At 70.0% G+C, this 22,903-nt stretch carries 22 protein-coding genes and 1 riboswitch; of the genes, 8 read left to right on the plus strand and 14 right to left on the minus strand.

Annotated features, from left to right (window positions below; translation table 11 throughout):
• The 4 genes from STRAU_RS07010 to STRAU_RS07025 form a co-directional block, all read right to left on the minus strand.
• Positions 1–679: coiled-coil domain-containing protein (locus STRAU_RS07010; protein WP_037657953.1), on the minus strand; the 679-nt coding region annotated here is incomplete at its 3' end.
• Positions 680–935: 256 nt separating this feature from the next.
• Positions 936–2,006 carry a C40 family peptidase gene (locus STRAU_RS07015; protein ID WP_037657955.1) on the minus strand — a complete coding sequence of 357 codons (1,071 nt, stop codon included), beginning with the start codon at positions 2,004–2,006 and terminating at the stop codon, positions 936–938.
• A 252-nt stretch (positions 2,007–2,258) separates the two neighbouring features.
• Entirely contained in the window at positions 2,259–3,608 is a 1,350-nt protein-coding gene (locus STRAU_RS07020) for an NYN domain-containing protein (RefSeq protein WP_016639562.1), read from the minus strand.
• A gap of 34 nt (positions 3,609–3,642) precedes the next feature.
• Positions 3,643–3,882 (minus strand): hypothetical protein, encoded by a 240-nt coding sequence (locus tag STRAU_RS07025; RefSeq protein ID WP_016639563.1) that lies wholly within the window; start codon positions 3,880–3,882, stop codon positions 3,643–3,645.
• A gap of 134 nt (positions 3,883–4,016) precedes the next feature.
• Between STRAU_RS07025 and STRAU_RS07030 the strand changes: the two genes are divergently transcribed.
• The 7 genes from STRAU_RS07030 to STRAU_RS07060 all read left to right on the plus strand — a co-directional run bounded on the left by STRAU_RS07030 (position 4,017) and on the right by STRAU_RS07060 (position 10,367).
• Entirely contained in the window at positions 4,017–4,748 is a 732-nt protein-coding gene (locus STRAU_RS07030; protein ID WP_016639564.1) for a rhomboid family intramembrane serine protease, read from the plus strand.
• Entirely contained in the window at positions 4,745–5,026 is a 282-nt protein-coding gene (locus STRAU_RS07035) for an Lrp/AsnC family transcriptional regulator (RefSeq protein ID WP_016639565.1), read from the plus strand. The genes STRAU_RS07030 and STRAU_RS07035 overlap by 4 nt, the downstream gene beginning before the upstream one ends.
• Positions 5,027–5,111: 85 nt before the next feature.
• Positions 5,112–5,447 carry a hypothetical protein gene (locus tag STRAU_RS07040; protein WP_016639566.1) on the plus strand — a complete coding sequence of 112 codons (336 nt, stop codon included), beginning with the start codon at positions 5,112–5,114 and terminating at the stop codon, positions 5,445–5,447.
• 67 nt (positions 5,448–5,514) lie between these two features.
• Positions 5,515–6,876 (plus strand): sensor histidine kinase, encoded by a 1,362-nt coding sequence (locus STRAU_RS07045; protein WP_037657974.1) that lies wholly within the window; start codon positions 5,515–5,517, stop codon positions 6,874–6,876.
• Positions 6,877–6,904: 28 nt separating this feature from the next.
• Positions 6,905–7,567 (plus strand): response regulator transcription factor, encoded by a 663-nt coding sequence (locus STRAU_RS07050; RefSeq protein WP_016639568.1) that lies wholly within the window; start codon positions 6,905–6,907, stop codon positions 7,565–7,567.
• 107 nt (positions 7,568–7,674) lie between these two features.
• Positions 7,675–9,090 carry an SLC13 family permease gene (locus STRAU_RS07055; protein ID WP_016639569.1) on the plus strand — a complete coding sequence of 472 codons (1,416 nt, stop codon included), beginning with the start codon at positions 7,675–7,677 and terminating at the stop codon, positions 9,088–9,090.
• A 35-nt stretch (positions 9,091–9,125) separates the two neighbouring features.
• Positions 9,126–10,367, plus strand: a complete 1,242-nt coding sequence (locus STRAU_RS07060) for a glycerate kinase family protein (RefSeq protein WP_016639570.1) — start codon at positions 9,126–9,128, stop codon at positions 10,365–10,367.
• Here the strand turns inward: STRAU_RS07060 and STRAU_RS07065 are convergent.
• The 6 genes from STRAU_RS07065 to ctaE form a co-directional block, all read right to left on the minus strand.
• Complete coding sequence (locus STRAU_RS07065; RefSeq protein WP_052028983.1) at positions 10,277–11,689, minus strand: aminotransferase class V-fold PLP-dependent enzyme; 1,413 nt, start codon at positions 11,687–11,689, stop codon at positions 10,277–10,279. The genes STRAU_RS07060 and STRAU_RS07065 overlap by 91 nt on opposite strands.
• Before the next feature lie 166 nt (positions 11,690–11,855).
• Positions 11,856–11,973, minus strand: a riboswitch (SAM riboswitch).
• A 176-nt stretch (positions 11,974–12,149) separates the two neighbouring features.
• Positions 12,150–13,214 (minus strand): anthranilate phosphoribosyltransferase, encoded by a 1,065-nt coding sequence (trpD, locus tag STRAU_RS07070; protein ID WP_037657957.1) that lies wholly within the window; start codon positions 13,212–13,214, stop codon positions 12,150–12,152.
• A 154-nt stretch (positions 13,215–13,368) separates the two neighbouring features.
• Positions 13,369–15,027, minus strand: coding sequence for a cytochrome bc1 complex cytochrome b subunit (gene qcrB, locus STRAU_RS07075; RefSeq protein WP_016639573.1), 1,659 nt, complete (start codon positions 15,025–15,027; stop codon positions 13,369–13,371).
• Complete coding sequence (gene qcrA, locus STRAU_RS07080) at positions 15,024–16,082, minus strand: cytochrome bc1 complex Rieske iron-sulfur subunit (RefSeq protein ID WP_016639574.1); 1,059 nt, start codon at positions 16,080–16,082, stop codon at positions 15,024–15,026. Before qcrA ends, qcrB begins: the two co-directional genes overlap by 4 nt.
• The gene (qcrC, locus tag STRAU_RS07085) at positions 16,079–16,888 is read right to left on the minus strand and encodes a cytochrome bc1 complex diheme cytochrome c subunit (RefSeq protein ID WP_016639575.1); all 810 of its coding nucleotides are present in this window, start codon (positions 16,886–16,888) and stop codon (positions 16,079–16,081) included. The genes qcrA and qcrC overlap by 4 nt, the downstream gene beginning before the upstream one ends.
• A gap of 103 nt (positions 16,889–16,991) precedes the next feature.
• Positions 16,992–17,612, minus strand: coding sequence for an aa3-type cytochrome oxidase subunit III (ctaE, locus tag STRAU_RS07090; protein WP_016639576.1), 621 nt, complete (start codon positions 17,610–17,612; stop codon positions 16,992–16,994).
• Positions 17,613–17,777: 165 nt separating this feature from the next.
• Here ctaE and STRAU_RS07095 point away from each other — a divergent pair, with 165 nt between their 5' ends.
• The gene (locus STRAU_RS07095) at positions 17,778–18,179 is read left to right on the plus strand and encodes a hypothetical protein (RefSeq protein WP_016639577.1); all 402 of its coding nucleotides are present in this window, start codon (positions 17,778–17,780) and stop codon (positions 18,177–18,179) included.
• 16 nt (positions 18,180–18,195) lie between these two features.
• On the opposite strand, the gene STRAU_RS07100 is transcribed toward STRAU_RS07095, so the two are convergent.
• The 4 genes from STRAU_RS07100 to ctaC all read right to left on the minus strand — a co-directional run bounded on the left by STRAU_RS07100 (position 18,196) and on the right by ctaC (position 22,686).
• Complete coding sequence (locus tag STRAU_RS07100; protein ID WP_037657978.1) at positions 18,196–19,443, minus strand: L,D-transpeptidase; 1,248 nt, start codon at positions 19,441–19,443, stop codon at positions 18,196–18,198.
• 143 nt (positions 19,444–19,586) lie between these two features.
• The gene (locus tag STRAU_RS07105) at positions 19,587–19,985 is read right to left on the minus strand and encodes a cytochrome c oxidase subunit 4 (protein ID WP_016639579.1); all 399 of its coding nucleotides are present in this window, start codon (positions 19,983–19,985) and stop codon (positions 19,587–19,589) included.
• Positions 19,982–21,727 carry an aa3-type cytochrome oxidase subunit I gene (gene ctaD / locus STRAU_RS07110; RefSeq protein ID WP_016639580.1) on the minus strand — a complete coding sequence of 582 codons (1,746 nt, stop codon included), beginning with the start codon at positions 21,725–21,727 and terminating at the stop codon, positions 19,982–19,984. Before ctaD ends, STRAU_RS07105 begins: the two co-directional genes overlap by 4 nt.
• Positions 21,724–22,686, minus strand: a complete 963-nt coding sequence (gene ctaC, locus STRAU_RS07115; protein ID WP_037657958.1) for an aa3-type cytochrome oxidase subunit II — start codon at positions 22,684–22,686, stop codon at positions 21,724–21,726. The genes ctaD and ctaC overlap by 4 nt, the downstream gene beginning before the upstream one ends.
• Positions 22,687–22,903: the final 217 nt, after the last annotated feature.

A 22,903-nucleotide genomic window follows, 5' to 3' on the forward strand; every position in this document is an offset into this window, starting at 1 on the left:
CGCCCGCTCCGGCGAGGTCGGGCAGCTCGCCGCGGCCGGAGCGCGAGGACCTGTCGTGCGCGTCGCGGTCCTCCTTCGGCAGCGAGTTGAGCAGCTGCCGGGCCTTGGCGAGCTTGCTCTCCACGGTGCGCTTGTGCCGGGCGACCGTCTTGCGGCTCTTCTCCAGCTCGGCGAGTTTGCGGGTGGCCTCCGCGCGTTCCTGGGCGAGGTCGCGCTGGGCGCGCTGCAGCTTGGTGAGTTCGCCGCTCTGCCGGGCGGTGAGGCGGCTCAGGGCCGATGCCTTGTCGAGATAGCCGTCCGGGTCGGAGGACAGCATCAGGGCGAGCGCGGGGTCGATGCCGCCCGCGCGGTACTGGGCGCCGGCCAGTGAGCCGAGGGCGCCGCGCATCGTGTTGATGCGCTCCTGGCCGCGGGCGACCTTGTCCTTGGCACGGTCGACCTGGCCGCGCAGGGTGTCCGCGCGCTCATCCGCCTTGTTGTACGCCTCCGTTGCCTGCTCGGCCTGCTCGTACAGGCGGTCCACCTTGGCCTTGGTGTCGGACCGGGGGTCCTGCGGGGCGGCGCCCGCGGGTGCGGCCAGGGCCGCCGCGGTGGCCGCGGCGGACAGGACGGTGATGGTGGCGGTGCGTACGCACCGGTCGGGACCGGTGGGTGCTGCGGGACGGCGATGGGATCCCACGGGCAGCCGCTCTCCCTTCCGCTGGAACTCGACCTCCGCGCGAGGCGGAGGACTGCCGGTCCCCCGCGAACGGGCGGGGGCTGCGCCCCGGATGTCGGGGAACGCGCGCGACAGTAGCGGCGTGATCACGTCGCGGCCAAAGACCCTTGCCGTCCGCGCATGCTGACGCCCCGCCTCTGACGCAGGTCATCGGCGGGGCGCGGGGTCAGCGGAAGTTACCGGAATTCGCTCGATCGGACGGATCCGGCGCGGCGGGTCAGATGCGGACGCCGAACTGGAACGGCATGTTGTTGATCGACTCGTAGCGGACCACGGTGCCGCTGCGCGGGGCGTGCAGCACCTGGCCGTTGCCCGCGTAGAAGCCGACGTGGTGCAGGTCGCCGTAGAAGATGACCAGGTCGCCGACCTTGAGGTCGCTCTGCGATGCGATGCGCGTCCCGAAGTTGGCCTGGGCCTGCGAGGTGCGCGGGATGGTCATGCCTGCCTGGGCGTAGGCCCAGGAGGTGAGGCCGGAGCAGTCGAAGGAGCTCGGGCCGCTGGCGCCGTAGACGTACGGCGAACCTATCTTGCTCTGCGCGGCGGCGTACGCGGACGAGGCGCGGCCGGAGCCCTTGGGGGCGGTGCCCGTGCTCGTGTCCGTGCCCGCCGAGGTGTCGGGCTTGTCGAGGGCCTTGCGCTCGGAGGCGCGCGACGCGCGGTCCTCCTTGGCCTTCAGGGCGGCCCGCTCCTTGGCGGACAGGGAGTTCAGCAGGCGCTGCGCCTCGCCGAGCTTGCCCTGCACCTCGCGCTTCTTCTTGCCGAGCTCCGTGCGCGTGGTGGCGAGGTCCTCGAGCTTGTCCGCGGCCTCCTTGCGCTGCTGCGCGAGCGTGCGCTGCTTGGCCTGGATCTTCTTCAGGGCCTCGGCCTGCTTGCTGCTCAACTGGTCGAGCGCGGACGCCTTGTCGAGGTAGTTGTCCGGGTCCGAGGAGAGGAACAGCTGCAGCGAGGGGTCGATGCCGCCGGAGCGGTACTGGGCGCTGGCGAGCGAACCGACGCCGCTGCGCAGCTCGTTGAGGTCGTCCTGGCCGCGGGCGACCTTGTCCTGCAGGGTGTCGACCTGCTTCTCCAGCTTCTGCTGCTTCTCCTTGGCGCCGTTGTACTTCTCGGTCGCCTTCTCGGCCTCTTCGTAGAGCTTGTCGACCTTGGACTTGACCTCGTCCTTGCTCGGCTTCTCACTCGGGGCGGCGTTCGCCGACTGCGACGTGAGCGCGACGGCCGCGGCGGCGGTCGCGGTGAGCACGGTCACACGGGCGCGGCCCGGCTGCTTGGGTCGACGGTGGGACGCCACGAAGGCGGCTCCTTCGATGAGTGATCAACAGAGCGGAGGTCTGGGCGCGACCCTAGTGACCCTCATGTGATCAGATCAAATCCTGACCATGAAAAAGTCGGTCAACGAGCGTTTTCTTTACGGATAATCGACGGCCGGTAACGACCACTTGACGCTCCGTCGCGCACGACAACGGACCAATTCGGTCATAGGGAACGGGAGTTGCGTACGCCGACCAGTCGCGCGAAAGACGACCAGCCCCGCGAAAGCCGACTAGCCGCGCGAAAGCCGCTTCAGGAGCACCGCGGACGCCACCGGGCGTGCCCCCGCCTTGGCGATCCCGTCGGCCACCTCGCGGTCGGTCGACACGACGATGACGGGGCGGCCGGGCGGCTCGGCGCGCACCAGCTGCCGGATCAGTTCGTCCGCCGTCACGCCGGGCTTGGAGAACAGCACCCGGACCCCGCGCGGCGGCGCGAGCAGCACCGGCGCGGCCAGCTCGGCACCGTCGAAGACGCAGGTCACCTCGGCCCCGGTCTGCAGGGCGAGCTGCGAGAGCGAGCCGAGGAGCCGCAGCCGCTGCTTCTCGAGGGGCATCGTGGGATAGCCGGTCTTGGTGACGTTGTATCCGTCCACGACCAGATGGGCCTGTGGGAGTGCGAGCAATTGGTCGAGAATGGCCGGATCGTTTTCGGACAGCGCGCGGGCGGCGATGTCCTTCGGCGTCATCCGCCCCGGCTCGACCGCGTCGACGGTCTCGGCGGGCCGCACCGACACCGGCGGCAGGGCGAGTTCGCGGCGCAGCCCCTGGGCGGCGTCGAGCACCGTGTCGAGCAGCAGCCGCACCCGCATGTCCTCGACGCTGCGGCCCTCGCGGGCGGCCCTGCGGGTGGCCTCCAGGGCGGCCTCGGCCTCGCCGAGCCGCGCCTTGAGGCGGCGCGCCTCGCTCTCGGCGGCGGAGAGCTGGGCCTGGCTCTCGGCGCGCGCGGTGTCGGCCTCGGCGGCGGCCTTGCGCAGCGCCGCCTCGCCGCGCTTGATGTCGCTGAGCGCGCCGCGCAGCTTGCGGTGCGCCGACTCGGCCTCCCTCTTCGCCGCGTCCAGCTCGGCGCGCAGCCGCTCGGTCTCGGCCTTGGTGTGGGCGCGGGCGGCGGTCAGCTCGGCGCGCAGCCGGTCCAGTTCGGCCCGGGTCTCCTCGTCGGCCCGCTCGGCGTCGGCGCGCTGGGCCTCCTCGCCGGCCGCGGTGACCAGCTTCACCCAGCCGGGTGGGCGCAGCACATAGGCGGCGGCCGCCACGTCCAGCGGGTCCGCGGCGGGCGGCGGGGTGCCGGCGTCGAGGGCCCCGGCCAGCTCGGGCTGGGCCTCGCGGAGGCGTTCGCCGATGCGCTGGCGGAACAGCGGGTCGCTCTCCAGGGCGGCGGCCATGGCGTTGGCCGCGAACTTCACCCGCCGGGTCGGGGTGAAGCGCGCGTACTGACGCAACTGCGGCGGCAGTTCGGCGACCGTCAGGCCGCCGAAGCCGTCCGACACGATCTGTACGACCGCCCGCCGCACGCCGTCGGGCAGCGGACGGTCGAGCACCTCAGCGGCGCCGTCCTCCGGCGTTCCGCCCGCGCTCTCCACCATCGGTCACCCCACTAGCTGTGCGGGGCCCGCTCCCTCAGGAGCCGGCCCCGGGCCTGTCCACGAGTTCCACCTGGTCCACCGCGTTGCACCAGCGGCAGCGAACCGACTCGATGGTCTCACTGACCACCTCGCGTTCCTCGACCTTGGGCGCCCCGGCCAGGTCGAGGTGCACGTACTCGACGACCTTCGACGAACGCGTCACGTCGAAGCGCGTGAGGTTGCCGCAGAGGGTGCAGCGCCATCGGGTGGTGTCGGTCGGCAGGGGAACCGTCATCGTGACGTTCGCTTTCCTTCGGGAACCGTGGTGCGTATTGCCCGTAACCCTACGGCCTGGGTAAGGGGCTCCGTACGCACTCGAGTGGGCGAGGCGGTCTGGGCTGTTTGCCGTCGTTACGTCATGCTCTGTCCATGATCGCTGCGTGGGTGCAGGGCACGGGCCGGAAGGTCAGGCAACAGGCGGCTCCGGTGACGTACGCGCTGATCGTCGCGTGCTGCCTGGTCTTCCTGATCTCTCCGAACTCCGGACTCAACCCGGCCTACGGCACCGGCGACGCGCTCATCACCGCGCAGCGGGCCTACTTCGAGCGCTGGGGGGTGGTACCCGTCGAACTCCTCAGCGGCAAGCCGCGGGCCGCGCTCACTCCCGTGACGGCGCTGTTCGTGCACGGGAGCTGGCTGCATCTGCTCGGCAACATGCTGTTTTTGTACGTGTTCGGGATGATGGTCGAGGAACGCATGGGCCACCTCCAGTACGGGCTCTTCTACCTCGGCTGCGGATGCCTCGCCCTGCTCGCCTACGCGATCGCGCACGCGGACTCCGGCCAGACCCTCGTGGGCGCCTCGGGGGCGATCTCCGCCGTGCTCGGCGCCTTTCTGTATCTCTTCCCGAAGGCGCGGGTCACCAGCCTCTTCCCGTTCCTGTTCTTCCTGCCGCTGCGGTTTCCGGCATGGGTGGTGCTGCCGTTCTGGGTGGCGCTGCAGTGGGCGGCTGCGGGGCAGGAGCGGCAGGGGCCCGGGGTGGCCTATCTGGCGCACCTGGTGGGGTTCTCCCTGGGGTTCGTCTACGCATGGGGGTGTCGTCACCGGCCAAGTAGAGTGAAAGCCTCTGGAACGGCCACCGAGGGAGACAGTCAGCCGTGATCACCGCGATCGTGCTCATCAAGACCAGCGTGGACCGGATCCCCGAGATCGCCGAGTCGATCGCCGCCCTCGACTGCGTCAGCGAGGTCTTCTCCGTCACGGGTACGTACGACCTGATCGCCATGGTCCGGGTGGCCCGCCACGACGACCTGGCGGACATCATCCCCGGCCGGATCAGCAAGATCCCCGGCGTGGAGGGGACGGACACGCACGTGGCGTTCCGTACGTACTCGCAGCACGACCTGGAAGCGGCGTTCGCGATCGGCCTCGACTCGTAGTCCGGCCCCCGGCCCGCCCCTGGATGAGGGTTTCCTCATCCGCGCCTCATCCTGATGAATCGGTACGCCGCCGACCATCGCTGCCATGGTCTTCTCCCATCGCATCGCGGCCCTGGCGGCCGTCGTGGCGATTCCGCTGGGCATCGCCGTGACGAGCTACGCCCTCACCGACAGCCCCTCCACCCCCAAGGTGCCTCCCAAGGTCGAGCTGGACAGCGGCTCCCCGTCGACGGCGCCGAGCAGGCCGCAGCCCACCCCCAGCGACCAGGTGGTCTCCCCGCCGCCGGTCGGCGAGAACTCCACGGACGGCACGGGCCGGACCGGCAGCGGCGACGACCGGGGCGATGCGGGTGACGCGGGTGACGATGACGACGGAGCAGGTGACGACGGAGCCGACGACGGACCGGGCGACGACGGCTGAGCCGCCCGGTGCCGCGCACCACCGCGTCTCCGCGCGCGTCCGCATCCTGCTGTGGCTGCTCCTGGTGATGGCCGTCGCCCTGGCCGCGGTCGCCGCGACCACCCGCTCGATCCTGCTGCGCGACGTCGACCACCGCGTCGACCGGCTGCTCACGCAGGAGACCGGCGAGTTCACCAACTTCGTGGACCGGGGCGTCGACCCGGACACCGGCAGACGCTTCAACGACCCGCGCCGGCTGCTCAAGGTCTTCCTGGAGCGCCAGTACGCGGACCCGGGCGAGGAACTGATCGGCCTGGTGCGCCGCGAGGGCGCGGGCCCGGCCCAGTACACCCAGCCCCGCGAGCTGTCGGTGCGCCACCCGCTGCACCGCGACCCCGGGGCCCGCCGCGCGATCTTCGCGGCGGACGGCTCCACCGGCACCCTGGACCGCCCGTCCGGCGAGCTGCGCTGGGCCAAGGTCGAGGTGGCCCGGCACGGCGACGAGCCGGAGGCGGCGTTCGTCGTGGCCTTCCACCCGGCCGCCGAACAGGCCAAGGCGGACGACGTGTTCCGCATCCTGCTCGCCATCTCCGGCGTCGCGCTCGTCCTGACGACGGGCATCGCGTGGGCCGTGGCCGGGCGCATCCTCAAGCCCGTACGGGTGGTGCGCACCGCCGCCGCCCAGCTCACCGAGCAGGACCTGACCCGGCGCATCCCGGTGCACGGCAAGGACGACATCGCCGCGCTCGCGGAGACCTTCAACGGCATGCTGGACCGCCTGGAGCGGGCCTTCGCCGCGCAGCGCGAGTTCGTCGACGACGCCGGGCACGAGCTGCGCACCCCCATCACCATCGTCCGCGGCCACCTGGAGCTGATGGGCGACGACCCGTCCGAGCGCGAGGAAACGGTCCGGCTCGTCACCGACGAACTGGACCGGATGAGCCGCATCGTCGAGGACCTGCTGCTCCTCGCCAAGGCCGAGCGCCCGGACTTCATCAGGCCCGAGCCGGTACAGCTCGCCGAGCTGACCGCCGACGTCTTCGTGAAGGCCCGCACCCTCGGCGACCGCCGCTGGGAGCTGGCCGAGACCGCCGACAGCGAGGCCCGGCTCGACCCCCAGCGCATCACCCAGGCGATGGTCCAGCTCGCCCAGAACGCCGTCCAGCACACGGTGGCAGGGCAGCGCGTCCGCGTCGGCTCCCGGGTCACGGACGGGCGGATCGAGCTGTACGTCGCCGACAGCGGCCCCGGCGTCCAGGCACAGGACGCCGAGGTCATCTTCGAACGCTTCCGGCGCGGCACGTCCCGGCGCGGGGCGCGCACCAGCGGCGCGGGCCTCGGCCTGTCGATCGTCCGCGCGATCGCCCACGGCCACCGCGGCGAGGTCCGCCTGCGCGCCACCGAGGGCGGCGGCGCCACTTTCGTACTCGTACTGGAGGACCAGACGTGAACCCTGCACCGACCACCGGGGAGCGGACATGAATCGCGTCCTGATCGTGGAGGACGAGGAGCGCATCGCCTCCTTCGTCGACAAGGGACTGCGCGCCAACGGCTTCACCACGACCATCGTGGGCGACGGCGACGCCGCGTACGACTACGCCCTCACCGGCGGCTTCGACCTGATCCTGCTGGACATCGGGCTGCCGGGCCGGGACGGCTTCACCGTGCTGCGGGAGCTGCGCGAGGCCCGCGTGTCGGCGCCGGTGATCGTGCTGACCGCCCGCGACTCCGTGCGGGACACCGTCGCCGGTCTGGAGGGCGGCGCGGACGACTGGATGACCAAGCCGTTCCGCTTCGAGGAACTGCTCGCGCGGGTGCGGCTGCGCCTGCGCACGGCGGCCCGGGCGCCGGAGGTGACGGTCCTTCGCGGCGGCGAGGTGACGCTCGACCTGCGCACGCGCCGGGCCCGCTCGGGCGAGCGGACGGTGGACCTGACGGCGCGTGAGTTCGTGCTCCTGGAGCTGTTCCTGCGCCACCCCGGGCAGGTCCTCTCGCGCGAGCAGATCCTGTCCCACGTGTGGGGCTACGACTTCGATCCCGGCTCCAACATCGTGGATGTGTACGTGCGGGCGCTGCGCAAGAAGCTGGGGGCGGAGCGGGTGGAGACGGTGCGCGGGATGGGGTACCGGCTGCCTGCGTGAGCGTGCCGCCCTGCGGGGGCCCGCCCGGGTTCCGCCTCGCGGGGCGGTGAAGTTCCTTTCATCTGCGGCTCATTGGGGGCTCACGGCGCGCCGGAACGCTGGATGCCGTGACACTGACCCCGCGGCACACGATGCTGCTCTGCCTGGCCCTGAGCCTGTGCGCGCTCCTCGTCGTGCCGGGCAACTTCCCCGGCCTGAGCGGTGACGCCCGCCTCACGCTCGCCGTCTTCGCGCTGGCCACCTGTGCCTGGATCGGCACGCCGATCGACGACACGTACATCGCGCTCGGCGCCGGCCTCGCCCTCACCGCGACCGGTGTGATCAGCAGCGAGACCCTCTTCGGGACTCTCGGCGACGAGACGGTGTGGCTGCTGATCTGCGCGTTCGTGCTCGCGGCCGCGGTGGCGCGCAGCGGGCTCGCGGGGCGGGCGGCGGCGTTCCTGGTCAGCGGGGCGCGCAGCGTCCGGCAGTTGACGCACCTGACGACCGCCGCGCTCGTCGTCACGGCCTTCGCGGTGCCGGCCACCTCCGGCCGGGCCGCGCTGGCGCTGCCCGTCTTCCTCGCGCTCGCCAAGGTCCTGGCCGACCGGAGGCGCCTTGTGGTGATGCTGGCGCTGCTCTTCCCGACGGTGATCCTGCTTTCGGCGGTCGCGACCCTGATCGGCGCGGGCGCGCATCTGATCACGGTGTCGGTGCTGTGGGAGAGCACCGGGGAGCGGATCGGCTTCACGCAGTGGCTGCTGCTCGGCCTGCCGCTGGCGATCGCGTCGTCCCATCTGGCGGCCGAGGCCGTGCTGTGGACGACGACCCGCAAGGCCGACCGGAAAGGTCCCGTCCACATCACCGCCGACGACATACAGGCGCACAGTGAGCAGCCCGTCACCGGCCCCTGGGAGCCCGCCGAGACCCGCTGCGCCCTGCTCCTGGCCACCGTCGTCGCGCTGTGGTGCAGCGAGCCGCTGCACCAAGTGCCGCCCGCCGTGGTCGCGTTGATCGGCGCGGTCGTCGCGTCGTCGCCCGCGCTCGGCACCGTACGCCTGAAGGACGCGCTGAAGACCGTGCCCTGGTCGCTGCTGCTCTTCATGGCGGCGACGATGGCGATGGGCGTGGCGCTCGCCGACTCGGGCGCGGCGAAGTGGCTGGTGTCGGGGCTTCCCGTCGACTTGTCGCCCTGGCTGTTCCTGGCCGTCGTCATCGCCGTCAGCACGGCGGCGCACCTGGTCCTGCAGTCCCGCTCGGCCCGTTCGTCCGTCCTGGTGCCGCTGGTGGTCGCGGCGGCCGTGGGCGCCGGCGTGAATCCGGTCGCGGCGGCGCTCGCGTCCACGGCGGCCGCCGGTTTCTGCCACACGCTGCCCGCGTCGGCGAAGCCCGTCACGCTCTTCGCCGAGATACCCGGGACGCCCACCTACACCTCGCGCGACCTGCTGCGCCTGTCCGCCGTCCTGGCTCCCCTGACGGCCGCCCTCGTCCTGCTGTTCGCGCTCGCGGTGTGGCCGCTGCTCGGCGTGCCGGTCGTCCGCTGAGCCCCGCCCGCTCACCCCACTCAAGGAGTACGTCCATGCCCCTCACCCGTTTCGCCGTCGCGCCCAGCGGCTTCAAGGAGTCCCTGTCCGCCCAGTCCGCCGCGGAGGCCATCGCCGACGGTGTGCGGCGCGTGGTGCCGGACGCCGAGGTCGATCTGATCCCGCTGGTCGACGGCGGCGAGGGCACCGCGCAGGCGTTGGCCGCGGCGACCGGCGGCCGGCTGGTGGCGCTGCCCGCGACGGGCCCCGTGGGCGAGCGCATCGGCACCCACTTCGCGCTGCTCGGCTCCGGCACCGCCGTCGTGGAGATGGCCGCGGCGGCGGGCCTCAGCCTGGTCCCGCGGGACCTGCGGGACCCGGGCGCCACCACGACGTACGGCGTCGGCGAGCTGATCCGCGCCGCCCTCGACACGGGCGCGCGCCGCATCCTGGTGGGCTGCGGCGACTCCGGCACCTCGGACGGCGGCGCGGGCGCGCTGCAGGCCCTCGGCGCCCGCCTCCTGGACGCGGACGGCTGGGAACTGCCGTACGGCGGACGGGAGTTGACGCGGCTGCACCACATCGACACCACGCGTCTCGATCCGCGCCTCGCCGAGACCGAGCTGCTGGTCGCCTGCAACCCGCACAACGTGCTGTGCGGCGAGCGCGGCGTGGCCCGGGTGTTCGGCCCGCAGAAGGGCGCGACGCCGAGGCAGGTGGAGGAGCTCGCGGCGGGCCTGGAGCACTGGGCGTACGTCCTGACCCGCGACCTGAACGTCACCACCGACCTCTACGGCGGCGTCGGGACCGGCGCTTCGGGCGGCCTCGGCGCGGGTCTCGCCGCGCTCGGCGCCCGGCTCCTCCCCCGCTTCGACGTGCTCCTCGACCACCTGGACCTGGACGCCCGCCTGGCCCGCGCCGACCTGGTCGTCACCGCCGAGGGCGCCCTGGACCACCAGACGCCGCACGGCAAGGTGCCGGCCGAGGTGGCCCGCCGCGCCAAGCGGTTCGGCCGCCCGGTCCTGGTGCTCGCGGGCACCATCGGGGAGGGCGCGCAGGACGTGCGGGGCCTGGGCGTGGACGCCTACAGCGCGATCCTGCCCGCCCCGGTGTCGCTCACGGAGGCGCTGAACCGGGGCGGCGAGTTCCTGACGGACGCGACGGAACGCGCCCTGCGCATGATCGTCCTGGGGTCCCGGCTGCGGCGTCAGGCGGCCGTGGCCTCGGCGGCCGCACCGGTGTCCCCTGTTTCCACGGCGCCGGTGTCCGGCACGCAACGCCCGTCCTCGGTGCGGTAGTTCCACCGGGCGCCGTCGGTCACCAGCTCCTTGACGGCACGTACGAAGCGCTCCACGTGCTCGTCCGGGGTGCCCGCGCCGAAGCTCACCCGGATCGCGTTCAGCGACCGCTCGCCGGGCGCGGCCTCCGGGGCGCCGCACTCACCGGGCTCGTCGGACTCGCCGCCGAGCAGGGTGCGCACGAGCGGGTGCGCGCAGAACAGGCCGTCGCGCACCCCGATGCCGTACTCGGCGGACAGCGCCGCCGCGAAGTGCGAGCTGTTCCAGCCGTCCACCACGAACGAGATGACGCCGACGCGCGGCGCGTCGTCCCCGAACAGCGAGAGCACCCGCACCTGCGGCACCGCCGCGAGACCGGCGCGGACCGTGCCGATCAGGTGCCGCTCCCGCTCCACGAGCGCGTCGAACCCGGCCTCGTCGAGGGCCTTGCAGGCGGAGGCGATGGAGTACGCGCCGATGACGTTGGGCGACCCCGCCTCGTGCCGGGCGGCCGTGTCGTGCCACTCGACGTCCACTCCCCCGTCGGCGCGCCGCGCGACCTTCCGCGAGGCGCCGCCGCCCGCGAGGTACGGCTCGGCGCCCTGCAGCCAGTCGGCCCGGCCCGCGAGCACTCCGGAGCCGAACGGGGCGTACAGCTTGTGCCCGGAGAAGGCGATCCAGTCGACGTCCAACTCCCGTACGTCCACCGGGTGGTGGGGCGCGAGCTGGGCGGCGTCGAGGACGATGCGGGCGCCGTGGGCGTGCGCGGCGGCGGCCAGCTCGCGCACCGGCCACAGCTCGCCGGTGACGTTCGAGGCGCCGGTCACGCAGACCAGGGCGGGCCCGTAGGGGTCGCGGTCGGCGAGGGCGCGCTCCAGGGTGTGGACGGCCTCGTCGTGGGTGCGCGGGGCGTCGAGGTAGGTGACGCGGGCGTCGCGCCAGGGCAGCAGCGAGGCGTGGTGCTCGGTCTCGAACACGAAGACCTGGCAGTCGGCGGGCAGCGCGGCGGCCAGCAGGTTCAGCGAGTCGGTGGTCGACCGCGTGAACACCACCTGGTCGCCCTCGCGGCACCCCAGGAACTCGGCGACGGTCTTCCGCGCGTTCTCGAACAGGTCGGTCGACAGCTGCGACAGGTACCCCGCGCCGCGGTGCACACTCCCGTAGTAGGGCGCGTACGCGGCCACGTCGTCCCACACCCGCTGCAGGGCCGGCGCGCTGGCGGCGTAGTCGAGCGCGACGTACGTGACCTCGCCGCCGGTGACGAGGGGGACGGTGACGTCGCGCCCGAGGACGGGCAGCGGGGCACAGACGGAGGGGTCGGCGGCAACGGTGGTGGCAGGCATGACGAACTCCCGTAAGAGGTAAGCGAATTCGCTGCGCGACGCGCGTACGGCGACCGGCTCAGCGATGAAGGAGAAGAGGTGCGCGGAAAAGGGGCGTCGACGCCCTATCGCATTCGCTGACTCACGAGACTGCTCCCTTGAGGACCAGGACCCCAGGGTTCAAAGGGGTCCGCGCTTGCCATACGCCTTGTTGCGTACGGCCTGGTCTTCACCCGGGGCACCCCGCCACGGACGGAGGGTTGCCGGACAGCGGGCCGGGGCCGTAGTCGCTGTCACTCATGACCTGCGCAGCATCTTGCCACACGATCTTGGAAGCGCAACACCGCAGTCCAGGATCCGGACTGCGGCGTACACCACAAGCCCCGTAAGGGGCGCGGGGAACTGCGCGCTCAGCGCGCGAAAAGCCGCAGCCGCGGCTGCCGGGATCTGGTCGCGCAGTTCCCCGCGCCCCTTACGGGGCTCAGCTGTTACTGGCCGCCACCCACCGCGCCAGCGCGGACTTCGCCGCGCCGGAGTCGATGGCCTCGGCCGCCTTGGCCATGCCCGCGCGGATCTGGTCCGCGAGCGGGCCCGCGCCCGGCGACAGGGCGACCAGCGCCGCGGCGGCGTTCAGGAGCACCGCGTCCCGCACGGGCCCCGTCTCGCCGTCCAGGAGCCGGCGCGCGACCTCGGCGTTGTACGAGGCGTCGGCGCCGCGCAGGGCCTCGACGGGGACGAGGTCGATGCCGACGTCCCGGGGGTCGAACGCCTCCTCGCGGACGCCCCCGTCCCGTACCACCCACACCCGCGAGGTGGCCGTCGTGGTCAGCTCGTCGAGTCCGTCGTCACCGCGGAAGACGAGCGCCGACGAGCCCCGCTCGGCGAGCACGCCGGCGAGGATCGGCGCCATCCGCGCGTCCGCGACCCCGGTGGCCTGGGCCCGCACCTTGGCGGGGTTGGTCAGCGGACCGAGGAAGTTGAAGGTGGTCCGGATGCCCAGCTCGCGCCGCGCGGGCGCCACGTGCCGCAGCGCGGGGTGGAACTTCACGGCGAAGCAGAAGGTGATCCCGGCCTCCTCGGCGACCTGCCGCACCCGCTGCGGGGTCAGCTCCAGGTTGACGCCGAGCTTCTCCAGGACGTCGGAGGCGCCGCTGGCGGAGGACGCCGCGCGGTTGCCGTGCTTGACGACCTTCGCGCCGGTCCCGGCGACGACGATCGCCGACATGGTGGAGATGTTCACGGTCTTGGCGCCGTCGCCGCCGGTGCCGACGATGTCGACGCTCGGTCCCGGCACCTCGATGGTGTGGGCGTGCTCGTACATCGCCCGGACGAGCCCGGAGATCTCCTCGACCGTCTCGCCCTTGGCCCGCAGCGCCACCGCGAAGCCCGCGATCTGGGCGTCGGTGGCCTCGCCGCGCATGATGCGGTCCATGGCCCAGGCCGTGTCGTCCGCGCTCTGGTCGCGCCCGTCGAGCAGCCCGTTCAGCACGTCGGGCCAGGAACGGGCCGCCGCGGTGTCGCCTCCTGCGGGGGTCACAGCGCTCATGGCCGCTCCTGGGTTCGTAGACGATGGCACCCCGACACATGGGGTGGCCACCACCCTATCCAGCCCGGGGGACGGCGAAGAGCCCCGTCCATGCCCTGGACGGGGCTCCTGCCGTGGCGACCTTCAGGTCAGCGCGTCACCGCGCTCTCGGTGATCAGTGGTGGCCGTGGCCGCTCGTGATCTCCTTGTACTCCTCGGCGGTCGGCTTGGGGATCTGGCTCTCCTCGCCGTACATGCCCTTGGAGAGCTTGGCCCGCAGCTTCTCCGAGCCCTTCACCTTGCGCTCGACACCGTTCTCGTCGACGGTCGGGCCGATCTCGACCGGCTTGTACTGCTCGTGCGCGGTGAGGGTGTGCAGCTGGTCCTTGTCGAGCGGCTCGTGCACCTCGATGAACTCACCGTGCGGCAGGCGCTTGATGAGGCCGGACTCGCGTCCGTGCAGCACCTTGTCCTTGTCGCGCCGCTGGAGGCCGAGGCAGATCCGCTTGGTGACGATGAACGCGACGACCGGTGCGACGAAGAACGAGACGCGCACGAACCAGGTGATGGCGTTGATCGACAGGTGGAAGTGGGTGGCCCAGAGGTCGTTTCCACCACCGATCAGCAGCACCATGTACCAGGTGATCCACGCGACGCCGAAGGCCGTGCGCGTCGGCGCGTTGCGCGGGCGGTCCAGGATGTGGTGCTCGCGCTTGTCGCCGGTGACCCAGGACTCGATGAACGGGTAGACCGCGATCGCCACCAGGACCAGCGGGAAGATCACCAGCGGGATGAACACGCCCAGGACGAGCGTGTGACCCCAGGCGTTGATCTCCCAGCCCGGCATGACACGGATCAGGCCCTCGGAGAAGCCCATGTACCAGTCGGGCTGGGCGCCCGTGGACACCTGGTCCGGCCGGTAGGGGCCGAGCGCCCAGATCGGGTTGATCGTGGCGATCGCCGAGATGGCCGCGATGACACCGAAGACCAGGAAGAAGAAGCCTCCGGCCTTGGCCATGTAGACCGGAAGGAGCGGCATGCCGACGACGTTCTTGTTGGTCTTGCCGGGACCCGCGAACTGCGTGTGCTTGTGGTAGAAGACCAGGATCAGGTGCGCCACCACGAGGCCGAGCATGATGCCCGGCAGCAGCAGGATGTGCACCGAGTAGAAGCGCCCCACGAAGTCGCCGCCGGGGAACTCCCCGCCGAACAGGAACATCGACAGGTACGTTCCGACGATCGGCACCGACAGGATCGCGCCCTGCATGAAGCGGACACCGGTGCCGGAGAGCAGGTCGTCCGGGAGCGAGTAGCCGGTGAAGCCGGTGAACATGCCGAGGACGAACAGCAGGAAGCCGAACACCCAGTTGACTTCGCGCGGCTTGCGGAACGCGCCCGTGAAGAACACGCGCATCATGTGCACGAACATGCCCGCGAGGAAGATCAGCGCCGCCCAGTGGTGGATCTGCCGGATCAGCAGACCACCGCGCACATCGAAGGAGATGTGCATGGTCGAGTTGAACGCCTCGGACATCAGCTGGCCCTGCAGGGGCACGTAGCTGCCGTGGTACTCCACCTCGTTCATCGACGGGTGGAAGAACAGCGTCAGATACACACCCGTGAGGATGATGATGATGAAGCTGTAGAGGCAGATCTCACCGAGCATGAAGGACCAGTGGTCCGGGAAGATCTTGCGCATGTTGGCCTTGGCCAGGGAGTAGATCCCCAGGCGGCCGTCGGCCCAGTCGGCGACCCGCTCGCCGGCGGGCGCCTGCTTGCGGGTGTCCGTCGACGCGCCGGCCGGCGCCGTCTTTGCTTGATTCTCGGTGCTCATCCGCGCTCCCAGAAGGCAGGACCGACGGGCTCTTCGAAGTCGCCGAGCGCCTCGAGGTAGCCCTCCTCGTTCACGGCGATGCGCAGCTGCGGCAACGCGTGACCGGCCGGGCCGAAGATCACTCGGGCACCGTCGGAGAGGTCGAAGGTGGACTGGTGGCACGGGCAGAGAGCGTGGTGCGTCTGCTGCTCGTACAGGGAGATCGGGCAGCCCACGTGGGTGCAGATCTTGGAGTACGCGACGATGCCGTCGTGGGACCACTCGAGCTCACGCTTGTCCTTGATGTTGTCCGGCTGGATCCGGACGATCATCAGGGCCGCCTTGGCGATTTCCTTCTGGAAGTCGTGGTCGTGCTCCTCCAGGCCCTCGGGCTTGGCGAAGGTGAGCGAACCGACCGGGACGTCCGAGGGGCGCAGCGGCTCGTTCGTGTTCATGTTCACGAGCAGCTTGCCCTTGGACCACAGGGTGTGCCGCAGCTTGTCCTCGGGCAGCGGACCGAGGTCGCGCAGCAGGACGACGCCGGAGAGCGGGACCATGGCCAGCGCGCCGAACATCGTGTTGCGGATCAGCTTGCGCCGGCCGAGCTGGGACTCCTTCGCACCCGCCGCGAAGTCCGCCATGACCTTGGCCTTGACCTCGGGCTCGGCCTCGATCGGGTGCCGCTCGTCGGCGACCTCCACGTCGGACATCAGGGTGCGGGCCCAGTGGACCGCGCCCGCGCCGATGCAGAAGAGCGCCACACCGAGGGTCATGCCCAGGGCGAAGTTGAGCGCGCTGATGTGGCCGATGGGCCAGATGTAGACGCTCTTGTCGACCGGGAAGGCCACGAACGAGGCGATGAAGCCGACGGTGGCCAGCATCGAGATGGTGAACAGGAGCGCGACCGTGCGCTCGGAGCGCCGGGCGGCCTGCTCGTCGATGTCCTGGACGCGGTTCTCGTGGGGCGGCAGCCCCGGGTCCGCGAACGGGTCGGCCTCGTCGGCCACGGCTACCGCGCCGTGGGCGGATTCCTGCTCGCTGGGCAGGTTCTCTTCTGGAATCTCTTGGCTACTCATGACTTCTTGGCCTTTGCGGTCCGGGCGGCGACCCACACGGCGACCGCGATCAGCGCGCCGAGGCCGAAGATCCAGGCGAACAGGCCCTCGCTGACCGGTCCGAGACCGCCCAGCTTGAGACCGCCGGGGCTCTCGGTCTTCTCACCGTTGACCGCGTCGAGGTACGCGATGATGTCCTTCTTGCTCTTCTCCGGCATCGTCGTGTCGGGGAAGGACGGCATGTTCTGCGGGCCGGTCTGCATGGCCTCGTAGACATGCTTGGGGCTGACGCCCTCCAGGCTCGGAGCGAACTTGCCGTGCGTCAGCGCGCCGCCTTCACCGGTGAAGTTGTGGCACTGCGCGCAGTTGGTGCGGAACAGCTCGCCACCCTTGGCGATGTCGGCGCCCTCGGGGCTGACCTGCTTCTCCGTCGGGATGTTCGGTCCGGCGCCGAGAGAGGCGACGTACGCGGCGAGCTGGTCGATCTGGGCCTGGTTGTAGATGACCTTCTTCTTGGGCGCCTGGGCGCCCTGCTGCTGGAGCGGCATCCGGCCGGTGCCGACCTGGAAGTCGACAGCGGCGGCGCCCACGCCCACCAGGCTCGGGCCGTCGGAGGTGCCCTGACCGCCGGTTCCGTGGCAGCTGGAGCAGCCCACGGCATAGAGCTTCTTGCCCTCGTCGATGGCGAGGGACTGAGCGGTTTCGTCGGCCTGCGCCTTGTCCGCCGGAGCGAACGCGGCGTACAGCCCCCCGGTGGCCGCCAGCGCGAGGAGTAGGACGACGACCGCCGCCAGCGGATGGCGTCGTCGTGCGGAGAGCTTTTTCACGGATTACCCCGGTGTCAGGATCTTCTGCGTCGATGCTTCTGGAATGTGTCGGTACGTCGGGTGCGTCGGGGCGGCCGAGAGCCGCCGCGGTCCCCGGTGCCGATTACTTGATCATGTAGATCGTGGCGAAGAGGCCGATCCAGACGACATCGACGAAGTGCCAGTAGTAGGACACGACGATGGCGGCGGTCGCCTGCTCGTGAGTGAACCTCCGAGCCGCGTAGGTACGGCCTAGGACCAGCAGGAAGGCGATGAGTCCGCCTGTCACATGCAGTCCGTGGAAACCGGTGGTCAGGTAGAACACCGAGCCGTACGGGTCCGACGAGAGCGAGAGGCCCTCGTGCTTGACCAGCTCCGTGTACTCGAAGACCTGACCGCCGATGAAGACCGCACCCATGATGAAGGTGACGATGAACCACATCCGGAGCTTCTTCACGTCCCCGCGCTCGGCGGCGAACACGCCGAGCTGACAGGTGAGAGAGGAGAGCACCAGGATCGTGGTGTTCGTCGCAGAGAACGGGAAGTTCAGGCTTGACGCCATTTCCTTCCAGTGATCTGGACCGGTCACCGATCGCAGGGTGAAGTACATCGCGAAGAGGGCCGCGAAGAACATCAGCTCGGAACTCAGCCAGATGATGGTTCCGACGCTGGTGAGGTTCGGTCGATTGACCGGCGGGTGCGCGTGCCCGGTATCTACTGTCGTTGCTGTCGCCACGACCGACATTATGTCGGTCGCTTATCCCGCCCTCACCCCGGGGGGTGCCGTTCGGAGTGTCTGCGGGGTGTGTCCTGCCCGTATGGCCCATCGGAGCGGTGTCCGAACCGGTGTTGACGAGGTGTCGGGAGGAGTAGCATCCGCGCGAGATCACCTCGACGAAGCGGAGGAACCATGCAGCCGACCGCCACGGTCCTTGTCTACAGCGACAACGCGAACACCCGTGAGCAGGTTCGCCTGGCCACCGGGCGCAGGCCGGCCTCCGACGTCCCGGAGGTCCGCTTCATCGAGTGCGCGACGCTCCCGGCGGTTCTCCAGGAGCTGGACCGCGGTGGGGTCGACGCCTGCGTGCTGGACGGGGAGGCCGTTCCCGCCGGTGGCATGGGCGTGTGCAGGCAGATCAAGGACGAGGTCTTCCAGGCCCCGCCGGTGCTTCTGCTCATCGGGCGGCCGCAGGATGCCTGGCTGGCCACGTGGAGCCGGGCCGAGGCCGCGGTGACCCTGCCGGTCGAGCCGGTGGAGTTCGCCTCGGCGTTGGCCGGTTTGCTGCGCAGCAAGGCGGCCCTGAGCGCTTGAGCGTCCCTGACGGGGCTCAGGCCGACTCCGGGCGGAGCCTTGCCCGGTCGACGGAGGATCGGCCCTCCTTTGTGTTCTTGAGGAGGGCGCTGCCCTTGCGCCATTTGTCCCAGCTCACGTTCCAGTCCCCGAAACCGTTCCCGAACGGGTCCATGTCGGCGCCGTAACTGTTGACGACCTTCACGATGTCGCCCTGGCGGACGGTCTCGTAGAACCAGGCGGCGTTGCCGGTGCTCATGCCGGTGCAGCCGTGGCTGGTGTTCGCGCTGCCCTGGGAGCCCACCGACCAGGGGGCGGCGTGGACGTACTCACCGCTGTCGGTGACCCTGGTCGCGTAGTAGACCATTTTGTCGTAGAAGTCCGACGCGCCGATGCTGGCACTGGTCATGCGGACGACGTACTCCTTGCCGAGGACCACCTTGATGCCGTTGCGGGTGGCATAGCCGGGCTTGCCGGTGGTGACGGGGATGGAGTTGATCTGCTGGTCGTTGCGGTAGACGGTCATCCAGTGCGAGCCGGCGTCCGTCACGGCCACGACCTTGTCGCCGGTGGTGAACCGCAGGGGCTTGGCCGCGGCGCCCCAGAGCCTGTCGGCGACCTTGATGCCGTCGAGGTTGCTGTGGACGTCCACGGTGGCGTTGGTGGGCCAGTAGTCCTTGGGGCGGTAGTGCAGCGTCTGGCTGTCCACCCAGTGCCAGGCGCCCTCCGTGGCGGGCTTGGAGCGCACCTGCAGCGCCCGCTCCACGGTGGCCCGGGCCTCCTTGCCCTTGACCTTGGCGCTGAGCTTCGCGGTGACGGGCTGGCCGACGCCGTACTTGCCCGCCTGCGGGCCGAAGGTGACCTTGAGTTGCTTCTTCTTGGCGGCCTGGTTCGTGGCGAAGTCGAGGACCTTGCGGCCGGGTGAGCCGTCGTCGTCCTCCGTGCTCACCCGCACCGTGTAATGCGCGCCTGCCGCCAGCGGGGCGGTGCTGTGCCACCGGGAGCCGTCGGCGGAGAGTTCGCCCGCCACGTAGCGGCCCATGGCGTCGGTGGCGGTCACATCGGTGATGCGTCCGTCCTCGCCCTGGGCGGTGACTTCGAGCGGCTTGTCGGGGTCGGCCTTCTGGCTGCCCGCGGGCCCGTTGAACGCGATCTGGCTCGCCGCGTCGTACGGCTTGGCCGAGAGCGGATGGCCGTCGCTGCCGCAGGCCGCGGCCCCCGCACCGAGGGCGACCACCAGCGACGTGCAGCTCAGTACCGTGCGGATACGCGGTGAATTCCTCATGAGCACACGGTATGAAGGTTCAGCATGTACGGCGCGCCGAGTGATCCGTACGAGTTCCCCCGGACGGCCGAACGGAAAAGGCCCCGGGGCCCGGACTCTCCGTCAGGAGCGTCCGGGCCCCGGGGCCCTGCGATGCGGCAGACCTACTGGGTCTGGTTCTCACCGCGGTAGTACTCGAAGACCCAGCCCCACAGACCGATCAGGAGGAGCGGGGCGGAGAAGTACAGCAGCCACCAGCCGATGGCGATGGCCAGGAAGGCGAGCGCGCCGCCGACGGCCAGGGACAGCGGCTGCCAGCTGTGCGGGCTGAAGAAGCCCACCTCGCCGGCCTCGTCCGCGACGTCGGCCTCCTTGTTGTCCTGTGCCGCGGCGTCGACCCGCCTGGCCGTGAAGGCCAGGTAGTAGCCGATCATGATGCACAGGCCGAAGGCCAGGAAGAGCGCGGTGGTTCCGGCGGGCTCCTTCGACCACCAGCCATACACGATGGCCATGATCAGCACGAAGACGCTCAGCCAGATGAACATCTTGCCCTGGATCTTCACTTGCCGGCCTCCTTGCCGCCGGCCAGGGCGGCGTTCTGTGAGCCGCCGTGACCCGCGTTCTCAAGCTGGTCGATCGCGGCGATCTCCGGGTGGTGCAGATCGAACGCCGGGGATTCGCTGCGGATGCGCGGCAGCGTGAGGAAGTTGTGCCGCGGCGGCGGGCACGAGGTCGCCCACTCGAGTGAACGGCCGTAGCCCCACGGGTCGTCGACCTCGATCTTCTTGCCGTACTTGGCCGTCTTCCAGATGTTGTAGAAGAACGGCAGGATCGACAGACCGAGCAGGAACGAGCAGATCGTCGAGATCGTGTTCAGGGCGGTGAAGCCGTCGGCGTCCAGGTAGTCCGCGTACCGGCGCGGCATGCCCTCGGCACCCAGCCAGTGCTGGACGAGGAACGTGCCGTGGAAGCCGACGAACAGCGTCCAGAAGGTGATCTTTCCGAGGCGCTCGTCGAGCATCTTGCCGGTGAACTTCGGCCACCAGAAGTGGAATCCGGAGAACATCGCGAACACCACGGTGCCGAAGACGACGTAGTGGAAGTGCGCGACCACGAAGTACGAGTCCGACACGTGGAAGTCCATCGGCGGCGAGGCCAGGATGACACCCGTCAGACCACCGAAGGTGAAGGTGATCAGGAAGCCGACCGCCCAGAGCATCGGGGTCTCGAAGGACAGGGACCCCTTCCACATCGTTCCGATCCAGTTGAAGAACTTCACGCCTGTTGGCACGGCGATCAGGAACGTCATGAAGGAGAAGAACGGTAGGAGTACGCCGCCCGTGACGTACATGTGGTGCGCCCACACCGTCACCGAAAGACCGGCGATGGCGATCGTCGCGCCGATCAGGCCCATGTAGCCGAACATCGGCTTGCGGGAGAAGACCGGGATGACTTCGGAAATGATTCCGAAGAATGGCAGGGCGATGATGTACACCTCTGGATGGCCGAAGAACCAGAAGAGGTGTTGCCATAGCAAGGCCCCGCCATTGGCGGCGTCGAAGATATGGGCACCGAATTTACGGTCCGCCTCCAGGGCGAACAGCGCGGCGGCCAGAACCGGGAAGGCGAGCAGCACCAGCACGGCGGTCAGCAGCACGTTCCACACGAAGATCGGCATGCGGAACATCGTCATGCCGGGGGCGCGCATGCAGATGATGGTGGTGATGAAGTTGACCGAGCCGAGGATCGTGCCGAAGCCGGAGAAGGCCAGACCCATGATCCACATGTCGGCGCCGATGCCCGGCGACCGGACCGCGTCCGACAGCGGCGAGTAGGCGAACCAGCCGAAGTCGGCGGCGCCGTTCGGGGTGAGGAAGCCACCGACCGCGATCAGCGAGCCGAACAGGTACAGCCAGTAGGCGAACATGTTCAGACGCGGGAAGGCCACGTCCGGGGCGCCGATCTGGAGCGGCATGATCCAGTTCGCGAAGCCCGCGAACAGCGGCGTCGCGAACATCAGCAGCATGATCGTGCCGTGCATCGTGAACGCCTGGTTGAACTGCTCGTTCGACATGATCTGCGTACCCGGGCGGGCGAGCTCGGCGCGCATGAAGAGCGCCATGACGCCGCCGATGCAGAAGAACGCGAACGACGTGACCAGATAGAGCGTGCCGATCGTCTTGTGGTCAGTGGTGGTCAGCCACTTGATGACGACGTTGCCCGGCTGCTTGCGCCTGACCGGCAGCTCGTTCTCGTACGAGTCCTCCGCTGCCGCGGCACCCTGGGGTTCGTTGAGGATGCTCACAGTTGGTTCGTCTCCCGGTTCTTCTCGCGGTCCGTCTGCTCGATGCCGGCCGGGATGTAACCGGTCTGGTTCTTCTTCGCGAGGTCTTCGAGGTGCTGCTTGTAGCGCTCGGGAGAGACGACCTTGACGTTGAAGAGCATCCGGGAGTGGTCGACGCCGCACAGCTCGGCGCACTTGCCCATGAAGGTGCCCTCCTTGTTCGGAGTGACCTCGAAGGCGTTGGTGTGACCCGGGATGACGTCCTGCTTCATGAGGAACGGAACCACCCAGAAGGAGTGGATGACGTCACGCGAAGTCAGGACGAAGCGGACCTTCTCGCCCTTGGGGAGCCAGAGGGTCGGGCCCGGGTTGCCGTTCTGCGGGTTCCGCTCGCCGGGCGTACCGACCTGGTAGACGCCGCCGGCGTTGGCCGGGAAGTCCTTGCGGAACCGCTCCGGGATGGCGTCCAGTTCCTTGGCGGTCCTGGCGTCGGCCTTGTCGGAGCCGGGCACGTTCTCGACGTAGTTGAAGCCCCAGCTCCACTGGAAGCCGACCACGTTGATGGTGTGGGCGGGCTTCTCGTCGAGCGCGAGGAGCTTGGACTCGTCACGTGCCGTGAAATAGAAGAGCACCGAGACGATGATGAGCGGGACCACCGTGTACAGCGCCTCGATGGGCATGTTGTAACGCGTCTGCGGAGGGACCTCCACCTTGGTGCGGCTGCGCCGGTGGAAGATGACGCTCCACAGGATCAGGCCCCAGACCAGCACGCCCGTGGCGAGCGCAGCCGCCCACGAGCCCTGCCAGAGGGAGAGGATCCGCGGGGCCTCCTCCGTGACCGGGGTCGGCATACCAAGGCGGGGAAAGTCCTTGTATGTGCAACCGGTGGCGGTTACCAGGACCAGGCCCGCAGTCAATGCCTGCAGCAGCTTCCGCCGCATCGGGCGCCGCGGCGAGCGGTCGGAGCCGTTGGGACTCACGTAGCGCCTTCCCGAGAGTCTCGCCCGCGCTGTTGGCTGCGGCCTTCTCGGTGGTCGGTCGCCGCCCTGCGTCGGGCAGGGGTTTGGATGTTTATGCGGACCAAACCCTACTGGACGCTATTTGGGGTCGCGCGGGGAGGGTGCCTAACGCGCCGCGGGTCACTCTGTCGGGGTGGGATGGGCCTCCGTCGGCCGGTATCTGACGGAGGATTGGGTC

The sequence above is a fragment of the Streptomyces aurantiacus JA 4570 genome (genome assembly GCF_000414115.1).
In the GTDB taxonomy this organism is placed as follows: domain Bacteria; phylum Actinomycetota; class Actinomycetes; order Streptomycetales; family Streptomycetaceae; genus Streptomyces; species Streptomyces aurantiacus_A.